This is a genomic window from Sphingobacterium shayense (assembly GCF_013179575.1).
Lineage (GTDB): Bacteria > Bacteroidota > Bacteroidia > Sphingobacteriales > Sphingobacteriaceae > Sphingobacterium > Sphingobacterium shayense.
On sequence record NZ_JABMCQ010000156.1, the window covers coordinates 1 to 10,380 of the forward strand.

The following is a 10,380-nucleotide window of genomic DNA, read 5'->3' on the forward strand; positions in this document are numbered from 1 at the left end:
AAGTTAGATACCTATGGGTACGAGATTAGTTTAGGTTGGAATGATAAAATTGGCACTGATTTTAATTACGGTGTCTCAGGACGTTTAAATTGGTCAGATATGAAGATCGTTTACAAAGATTTGGATCCTGTGTCAGTGATGTATCCTTGGAATGAAAGAAACGGAGAGTCGAGTGATCTTGGGATGTGGGGTTACGACTATATTGGGATGTTTAAAACACAACAAGATGTTGATACGTATGTTGAGCAGTATGGTATTACATCCGTGTTCGATACGCCAGCAAATCAACTTCGCCCTGGAATGTTATATTATCGCGATGTCCGCGGCCCGTTGCGCCCAGACGGAACATTCGAGGGACCCGATGGTAAAATTGATGAATTCGATCAGGTTAAATTAAGCGATACAGAAGAAAACCATTATGGATTCGGACTTACATTGCGTGCCGGTTATAAAAATATCTCATTTGAGACGGTAATCGCTGGAAGCTTTGGTGGCTATTCAGAGATTAGTTCGTCCGAACGAAAGAAAATGAACAACGATATTACGCGCGTATATAATAATCTCCCAGTAATTTGGGGTGATATTTATGATCCTGAACTTAATCCAACTGGTACCATGCCGAATCCACATTGGGAAGATATTTATGACGTTAGTTCACGTTTTTGGGAAGTTAGTTCTTTTCGTATGCGTGTTGCGAGCATGAATCTTGGATATACCCTACCTAAAAGTCTAGTCGAAAGAATGAAAGTAGCGAATGCGCGTGTGTATGTCACGGCATTGAATCCATTCGGATTATATCAAGCATTCAGTTATAAAGATACGTACGGAACATCATGGGACTCTTTCCCTAATCTAAGAACCTTTTCATTCGGATTGAATCTGACTTTATAAAACGTTGACTAACTAGGATTAACATGAAAAAGCATATATATATAAAATTAATGGTGGCGCTGCTTATCGTGAATGTGAGCTGTAAGGATGATTTCCTTGAGGAAAAGCGTGATCTAACCGGGGTAAATGAGGAAGTGTTCCAAGACCCTATTCTAGGACAGGCATATGTTGACTACATCTATGGAATGTTCTTGCCAGCAGATAATGGTAGTGGCTTTTTGGAAACCCAAACGACTTCAGAAAATGGTCGTTACAATACCGTATTTACGCAAACAACTGATGAATTAGCCGGAGAGACTGATTTTAATAAGGAGTGGGCATCTATTTCCAATATTAACAATCATGCAAATAAGTACTTCGGCCAGCGGATGAGTACGAATATTAATAATAATACATGGACACGATTACGCCAAATTAATCTTTTTCTTACAGAAGTTGACAAGTATGGGATGGATGAGAGCGTCAAGAATTTGTTAAAAGGGCAGTTATACTTTTGGAGAGCTTGGCAATATTTTGAAATGGTGAGAATGTATGGAGGAGTGCCACTTGTGCTTGCTCCCCAGAGTCCGGCTGTGGGAGATATCGAGGAAAACTCCACACCGCGTAGCTCAACTTCAGAGTGTATTGCACAAATCGCTGCGGACTTGGATCAAGCCATGGCGTTGCTTCCCGGAAAATGGGATGACGCAAATTGGGGACGAATTACGAGTGGAGCCGCAGCTGCATTGAAAGGACGTGTCTATTTGACGTGGGCAAGTCCAATTTTTAATCCTAATGACAACACCGAAAGATGGCAAAAGGCTTACGACGCTAATAAAGCTGCAAAGGAACTTTTGGAATCAAATGGTTTTGGATTGTTTAGAGAAGGCAATCTCGAAAACGGTGAGGCGTGGGGTAACATGTGGTTTAAAGAGGTTGGTAACCCAGAGGCCGTTTTAGTTTTCGGATTCAATAATTTTGATGCAGGAGGTAATTTCACAAAGAATAACGGATGGGAACAGGCTATTCGTCCAAGAGAGATCAATGGTGGCGGTTCTGTTTCACCAACTCGTCAAATTGTGGAATCATTTCCGATGAAGGATGGTAAAGCAATTGATGATGGAAGCTCGGCTTATACGTACGATGCAAATAAGTTCTACAAGAATAGAGACCCTAGATTTTACAAATCGTTTGCGTATAATGGTTCGATTTGGCCTTTTAACGGTGATCCAAATTTCAAAGTTTGGACATATTCTTGGAAGAAAAATTCCGATGCCGGTACCGCTTATACTTCGACAGAGACCAAGGGGGCAAACGCTAGTGGTATTTACATACGCAAGGTTTCTAACTTACAAGCTAATAATTCCATTAATAACTTCGAAGAAAGTGGCACCGATTTTATGGAGCTACGATTTGCTGAGGTTGTGTTGAATCTCGCTGAGAGTGCAGTAGGTATTAACCGTTTAAGTGAAGGAATGGAAGGGTTAAGGTCGATCAGAGAACGCGCCGGAATAGAAAATTTGGATGGTTCATATGGGTTGGCAAATGTAGCAGGTGACCGCAACAAAATGTTTAAAGCAATTCTAGATGAGCGAAAAGTAGAGTTTGCCTATGAAGGTAAACGCTTTTATGACCTGCGCCGCTGGATGCTTTTTGATAATTCTACGGGGATGAATTCACGATTAGGTATTCCTCAATTGAATGGTACGCGTAGAACGGGTTATAGAATTACCGTAAAAGCGGCGAACGGTAACGAATATTTTGGCAGCAATGACCCTTTGCTTGTGAGTGGATCGGGAGCGCCTGTTTTGGATAGAAATTCCAACGATTATCCGGCGGGAGTTGATAATTATGAAGAATATGTCGATTATTTATATGAAAACCATTTTGTCGTAACCGTACGAGATGATCTCGACCGTACAAACGTGTCGCCAAACTGGACATTCAAGTGGTATCCAGAGTATTACTATTTCGGGATTCACCAGGACGTTTTGGACAATTCGCCTTACCTCGAGCAAACAAAAGGATGGAACAGTTTGAACGGTTCGGGTACATTTGACCCATTATTATAAGATTATTTTAGTTTAGTTTTTTGGAGTTGGAATCCTCGGCATAGTATTTATGTCGGGGATTTTTTATCGAAATAAAAGCGTGTTAGTAAAATAATTTGTTTTAATAACGGTTGCCATTTTTCAAAATATAAAATAAGGTAATAATATAGTTACGCTTCTGGATAATATGCTATACTACTTCGGGAAAATAATATAAATTATTCTGTGTTTATCTTTTTAGATTTGAATATCGATTATAAATATTGTACGATATAATCCTAATACAAGTACCATAATTTAATAATAATAAGCGTTGGGACACGATCCGAGGAGTGACTTGGCTCCCTATAAAGACTAGACGTTTTAATAAGAAAAGAGATGATTAACAAATTTGTAAATGGTATCCTGTTGTGCGCAGGATTGTTTTCCTTCCAATTGGTAAAGGCACAATATCCTAAGATACCACAAGACGTTCAGAAGGCCTCCAATGAGATGATGGAGCAGGCTCGTACGCAATCAGATATTGCCTGGGGGAAAGCACTTCCGGTGATTGATGAGTATGCGAAACAAGGTAAACCATATATCCCTTGGGCATCACGTCCAAGCGATCTTCCCCAGGCGGAAATCCCGGCGTTTCCAGGTGCTGAAGGTGGCGGGAAATACAGCTTTGGCGGTAGAGGGGGAAAAGTGATTGTGGTAACAAGCCTGCAGGATTCTGGTCCTGGTACGTTAAGAGAAGCCTGTGAACAAGGCGGCCCAAGGATAATTGTTTTTAATGTTGCGGGTATAATTCGGCTGAAAACACCTTTAATAATACGGGCACCGTACATAACAATTGCCGGTCAATCTGCTCCAGGTGACGGTGTATGCGTTGCCGGAGAATCTGTATGGATAAATACCCATGATGTATTAATTCGTCACATGCGTTTTCGTCGGGGAGAAACTTACGTTGGTCGACGTGATGATGCGATTGGGGGGAATCCTATCGGGAATATTATGATCGATCATGTCTCTGCTAGTTGGGGTTTAGATGAAAATATGTCGATGTATCGTCATATGTATAATGATAGTACCGGTAAGACAGAAGAGAAGCTTGGAACAGTAAACATTACCATTCAGAATTCCATTTTTTCAGAGGCACTAGATACTTGGAACCACGCGTTCGGAAGTACACTAGGAGGTGAGAATTGTACGTTTATGCGCAATTTGTGGGCGAATAACGCGGCAAGAAACCCATCAATCGGCTGGAATGGTGTGTTTAATTTTGCTAATAATGTCATATATAACTGGGTACACCGAGCCATTGATGGAGGAGACTACAAGGCCACGTATAATATTTTTAATAATTATTTTAAACCAGGTCCGGCGACACCAGAAGGGAAGCCAATTAGCTATCGTATTTTAAAGCCGGAATCCGGTAGAAGCAAGTTGCCGTATGTTGTTTTTGGACGTGCATATGTTGAAGGAAATATAGTCCATGGAAACGAGAAGGTGTCTTCCGACAATTGGAACGGAGGGATTCAGGTTGAGAACAAGGAAGGTAATGAAATGGCATTTGAAGATGCTACTCCGTATTTTGCTGCGATGAAAGCTAATAAACCATTTCCTCACGCAGAGTTTAAAATAATGTCGGCAGAAGAATCTTATGACTATGTACTAGCAAATGCGGGAGCTACATTACCAAAACGTGATCCTGTTGATACACGTATTGTCAGAGAGGTTAAAGAAGGAAAACCTAGGCCTCTTGAAAATGTGAAATTGCCCGAGAAAGATTTTGAGCATCGTCGGTTGGCAAAAGATTCCTATAAAATAGGCATCATCACGGACATAAGTCAGGTGGGCGGTTACCCTAAGTATGAAGGTAAAAGTTATAAAGATTCAGATAATGATGGGATTCCTGATCAAGCGGAGCTAAAAATGGGATTGAATCCAAAAGATGGTGGTGACTCGGCAAAAATAGGCGACTCAGGATATGCGAATATCGAGGTCTTTTTAAATAATATAGGATCAAAATAGTTAGTTATGCGGGATACATTAAAGAATATGCTTATTCTGGTCCTGCTGGGGCTACCTTTTCTTTCCATGGCGCAATATCCAGTGGTACCGGACTCTATTGAAGCTATTGCTGCGCGTAAAATGCAGCTAGAGGATTTGCGTGCAGAAAAAGCTTGGCAAAAAGCACAGCAGGTAATTACGCAAGAAGGGAAACCTTTTATTCCTAATGCTTCAAAGCCCGAGGATCTGCCTCAAGCAACGATTTTAGCGTTCCCTGGTGCCGAAGGGGGTGGAGCTTTTACTGCAGGTGGTCGAGGTGGCAAGGTTATGGTGGTAACTAGTTTAGCGGATTCCGGTCCGGGTACTCTACGAGAAGCCTGTGAGTCGGGAGGTGCACGAATTGTTGTGTTCAATGTGGCAGGAATTATTGAGCTGCAGACTCCAATTAATATAAGGGCACCATATATCACGATCGCAGGCCAAACTGCTCCAGGGGATGGTGTATGTGTTGCTGGGGAGTCTTTTCTTATCGATACACATGATGTAGTTGTACGTTTTATGCGTTTTAGACGAGGCAAAACGGAGGTGACGCGAAGGGACGATGCACTTGGGGGGAATGGAATAGGCAACATTATTATTGATCATGTTTCCGCTAGCTGGGGGCTTGATGAGAATATGTCGATGTACCGCCATGTTTATGACCGAGATGGCAAAAATTTGAAACTACCTACTGTCAATATTACTATTCAGAATTCAATTTTTTCAGAGGCATTGGATACTTATAATCACGCTTTTGGAAGTACGATAGGCGGACTTAATAGTACGTTTATGAGAAATCTATGGGCGTCAAATATCAGTAGAAATCCATCTGTTGGTATGTATGGCGATTTCGGTTTTGTAAATAACGTGGTTTGGAATTGGTGGAACAGAACGGCGGATGGTGGTGATCATCGATCGCTATATAATTTTATAAACAATTATTATAAACCAGGACCGATTACACCGGTGGGTGAACCAATATCTTATCGTATCTTAAAACCGGAGAGTGGGCGAGATAAAGAACACGAACATACCTTTGGTAAGGCCTATGTTCACGGTAATATTGTTGAAGGAAATGCTAAAGTAACTGAAGATAATTGGGATGGTGGCGTTCAGCCAGAGGCAGAACTTTCTGTATTGACTGAGATCCGTGTAGACAAGCCGTTCCCGTTGTCTAATTTTGGCAAAATTATGAGCGCACAGGAGTCTTATCGTTACGTGCTAGAGAATGTCGGAGCAATACTTCCCACGCGGGACGAGGTCGATAAACGAATTGTTAAACAAGTAACAACAGGTAAGGTCTTTTACTCGGAGCCAAAGAAAGAAATTTTCCAGTCTCCCTATGTAAAGCGCCGCTTACCTGTAGATTCCTATAAAAAAGGAATAATCTCCGATATTGATCAGGTCGGAGGATATCCTGAATATAAAGGAGTACCTTATAAAGATGCAGATAACGATGGTCTCCCTGACGACTATGAACGCTCCAATGGCTTAAATCCCAAAGATTCTTCCGATGCGGCGCAAATCAGTGAAACGGGTTACGCACATATCGAAAATTACTTAAATAGTGTTGTACCTGTAAAGAAAGTGAAGCCTATTTAGTTTGCAGCAGTGCATATGTTTATGTTGGTTAGTTTCGAGAGCTGTTGCAATAACAGCTCTTTTTTTGTACAATAATGTACAATGTTATTTGTTTTATGGCCTTTTAATGGGATTGTGATGCAAATATGTTGGAATAGCTAGAGAAAATAATATAACTATCTGCTTTTGTTTTTATTTATGTTTGTATTGTTAGATATATCAAGAATATACGTTCGATATCGTCCTAATTAAAGGGGCGAATAAATAAGCTTTAGATATATCACATTATAAACCTAATAATCTAATATAGGATTTTGTATACGTTTTTTTATCATATATGTTTGAATATTCGTAAATGGCAATTGATTTGGGCCATTTTGGTATTTGTTGCGTTGTCGGTTCACGGACAGGAAGGTCAATCACCGATTGTTTTGAACGAAACAGGTGAACTGTCCTACCAGAAGTCGCCAAACGGAGACCGGGTTTTGGATTTTTCTTACGCTGGGTATCAAGGGGGAGATAAATCAATTCCGGCTGCAGAAGTCGAAATCTATGTGCCTGCGAAATCCGGCGATGCTACCACTCGCATTCAACGTGCAATTGACTATGTCTCTAAACTACCTGTTAATAAAAATGGTTTGCGTGGAGCAGTCTTGCTAGGCGAGGGGGACTATGGAGTGCTTGGGACGATCAGATTACATACTTCAGGTGTCGTATTAAGAGGGAGTGGGTTTGGAGATAAGGGGACAAGAATTTTAGGTTTGGGTACAACCCGAGAAACCTTAATTCAGATTTGCGGTATTAATGACCCTATCTATACGGATGTCCAGAATGTAAAAAGTTCTTACGTACCGGTTGGATCGATGGCGATTCCCGTAGAACGGGGGGCTGAATTTAAGGTCGGCGACAAGATTCGTATTAAAAGACCGTCGACGCAAGCCTGGATTGATAGTCTAGGAGCCTCTCATTTTGGCGGGGGCATCACTTATCTCGGTTGGAAACCAGGGCGCCGCGATGTGTATTGGTTAAGAGAGATTTTAAGGATAGACGGGAATACTATTTGGATTGATGCCCCTATTACTACGGCATTGGATCCGAAATTTGGCGGCGGAACGGTAGAAAAATATACATGGCAGGGTCGCGTTCAAGAAGTCGGAATTGAAAATATAAAATTGGAATCCGCATTTGATTCCACCAACCGCAAGGATGAGGATCATCGATGGATGGCCATTACAATTGAGAACGCAAGTAATGTGTGGGTACGGTCGATGACATTTAAGCATTTTGCAGGCTCTGCGGTGTATGTCTTACCTAGCGCATCTAAGTTGACGGTCGAAGATTGTGTCTCGATAGCTCCAATCTCTGAGGTAGGCGGCGAACGAAGATATACGTTCTACACTAAAGGACAGCAAACATTGTTTCAACGTCTTTACGCCGAAGAGGGCTATCACGATTTTTCTGTAGGTTATCTAGCTAGTGGACCGAATGTGTTTTTGCAATGTCAGGCTATCGGTGCCCATAGCTTTAGCGGCGCCATTGACAGCTGGGCGTCTGGAGCGCTATTTGATATTGTTGATATCGACGGACAAGCCTTAAGTTTTAAAAATAGAGGACAAGACGGGCAAGGTGCCGGTTGGTCCGCTGCCAATAGCGTGTTTTGGCAATGTTCGGCGAGCTTAATAGAGAGCTTTCGGCCACAGACAGCGCAAAACTGGACATTTGGTAGCTGGGCACAGTTTCAAGGTGACGGTTATTGGGAGCAGTCGAACGAACACATTAATCCGCGGAGTCTATATTACCAACAGCTCGCTGATCGAAAAGTAGAAGATGCCGAAGAACGTGCAATATTGTTACCTGTCCCGACAGAGGCTTCTTCCAGTCCAACAGTAGAGGTCGCTGCAAAGTTAACTGCTTTAGCTTATCAACCGATTCCGACTTTACGTAAATTTATTGAACAGGCAGAGACAAGGAACAGCTTCGACACGAACAAGAAGAACATTCGAAATGTGGAAACATTACCCGTAATTAAAGAAGCTGATGTTGCAATAGCTCCGTCTATGCGTGTGTATTCTGGTTGGTTAGTGCGAGGTAACCGGGTGTTAACAGGAGCAAAAAGTGACGTGCAATGGTGGAATGGTAGCGCCCGGAGTTATGCTCTAAAGGATATGCGTCCACATATTACACGATTCGTTCCGGGAGAACACGGACTCGGGTTAACCGATGATCTGCAAGAAACTGCCGATCGAATGCAAGATGAAAACATCCTAAGTATTGATCACAATTATGGACTTTGGTACGATCGTCGTCGTGATGACCACGAACGCGTCCGTCGGATTGATGGCGACGTTTGGCCTCCGTTTTACGAACTTCCTTTTGCGCGTAGTGGAACGGGACTTGCATATGACGGATTATCGAAATACGATTTAACAAAATATAATAAGTTCTATTGGGGACGGCTAAAAGCGTTTGCTGATATAGCGGATCAGAAGGGATTAGTACTTATCCATCAGAATTATTTCCAACATAACATTCTAGAAGCGGGGGCGCATTATACTGATTTTCCATGGCGAACGGCCAATAATATCAATAACGTGGGTTTCCCGGAACCTGTACCCTATGCCGGTGATAAACGTCTTTTTATTGCGGAGCAATTTTACAATGTTGATAATGAGGTTCGTCGTGAAATACATAAAGGTTATATACGCCAGTGTCTAGAGAATTTTAAAGATAATACTGGCGTGATTCAGATGATAGGCGCGGAATATACTGGTCCATTACATTTTGTCCAATTTTGGCTGGACGTAATTAAAGAATGGACTGCTAACTCAGGAAGGCATCCGATTATTGCGCTGAGTACGACAAAAGATGTTCAAGATGCGATCTTGCAAGACGCTGATCGTGCACGCACTATTCAGGCGATTGATATCCGATATTGGCACTATCAATCCGATGGAAGTGTATATGCGCCAAAAGGAGGACAAAATTTGGCACCTCGGCAACACGCACGTTTAATGAAGCCTAAGAAGACGTCTATGGAGCAGGTTTATCGCGCGGTACGTGAATACCGAGATCGGTATCCGGAAAAGGCTGTGTTATATCACGGTGACAACTATCCTGAAATGGCGTGGGCAGTATTCATGGCGAGTGGCTCAATGGCTGCTATCCCAAAAATTGCCGAGAGCGGTTTTTTAAATGCTGCGTCGAGGATGAAAGCTGACGATAATAATGGTATTTGGATGCTTCACGGGGATCAAGGAGTAATTGTCTATAACGCTAACTCGAGTTCATTAGATTTGGATTTGTCGAATTACAAAGGCCGTTATACAATTTATCACATCGACCCAGCAACTGGAGAAACGACAAAAAAAGGTAAAATCCAAACTGGTGAGCGTACAACGATTGAGAATAGTATGAATGCACCAGAGATTATTTGGCTAACTAAAAACTGATATAATGAAAATTTGTAAAAAGTTACTACCACTAATTATTGCAGGGGCCTTGTTTTCTTGTAACGAAATAAAAAAGGAAGCAGAGCCATTGGGGCGCTTGCAGGTGTCGGATAACGGGCGCTTTTTGACCCAAGATGGTAAACCTTTTTTTTGGTTAGGAGATACAGGATGGTTGCTCTTTAATAAGTTAACTCGGGCTGAAGCGGAGATGTATCTTGAGGATAGAAGTAATAAAGGATTTAATGTAGTGCAAGCGATGGTTCTTCATACCGTGCCTTCAGTTAATGTTTACGGAGACTCCTCTATTACCAATAACGATGTCTCGCAGCCGCTTATTACGCAAGGGAACAATCCAGAGGATGAAATGGAGTATGACTATTGGGATCATGTCGACT

The 10,380-nt window shown here is 42.0% G+C and carries 5 protein-coding genes and 1 pseudogene; all 6 read left to right on the forward strand.

Annotated elements, in window-relative coordinates:
- Positions 1 to 891: pseudogene (locus tag HP439_RS15290) on the forward strand (hypothetical protein); the annotation flags it as partial.
- Positions 892 to 914: 23 nt separating this feature from the next.
- Positions 915 to 2,942, forward strand: coding sequence for a RagB/SusD family nutrient uptake outer membrane protein (locus HP439_RS15295; RefSeq protein ID WP_172391207.1), 2,028 nt, complete (start codon positions 915 to 917; stop codon positions 2,940 to 2,942).
- A 357-nt stretch (positions 2,943 to 3,299) separates the two neighbouring features.
- Complete coding sequence (locus HP439_RS15300) at positions 3,300 to 4,937, forward strand: pectate lyase family protein (protein ID WP_172391208.1); 1,638 nt, start codon at positions 3,300 to 3,302, stop codon at positions 4,935 to 4,937.
- Between the two features lie 6 nt (positions 4,938 to 4,943).
- A complete protein-coding gene (locus HP439_RS15305; RefSeq protein WP_172391209.1) occupies positions 4,944 to 6,557 on the forward strand; it encodes a pectate lyase family protein in 1,614 nt (537 codons plus the stop codon).
- 320 nt (positions 6,558 to 6,877) lie between these two features.
- Positions 6,878 to 9,985 (forward strand): DUF6298 domain-containing protein, encoded by a 3,108-nt coding sequence (locus tag HP439_RS15310; protein WP_172391210.1) that lies wholly within the window; start codon positions 6,878 to 6,880, stop codon positions 9,983 to 9,985.
- Between the two features lie 4 nt (positions 9,986 to 9,989).
- The coding region (locus tag HP439_RS15315; RefSeq protein ID WP_172391211.1) for an apiosidase-like domain-containing protein at positions 9,990 to 10,380 on the forward strand (391 nt) is incomplete at its 3' end.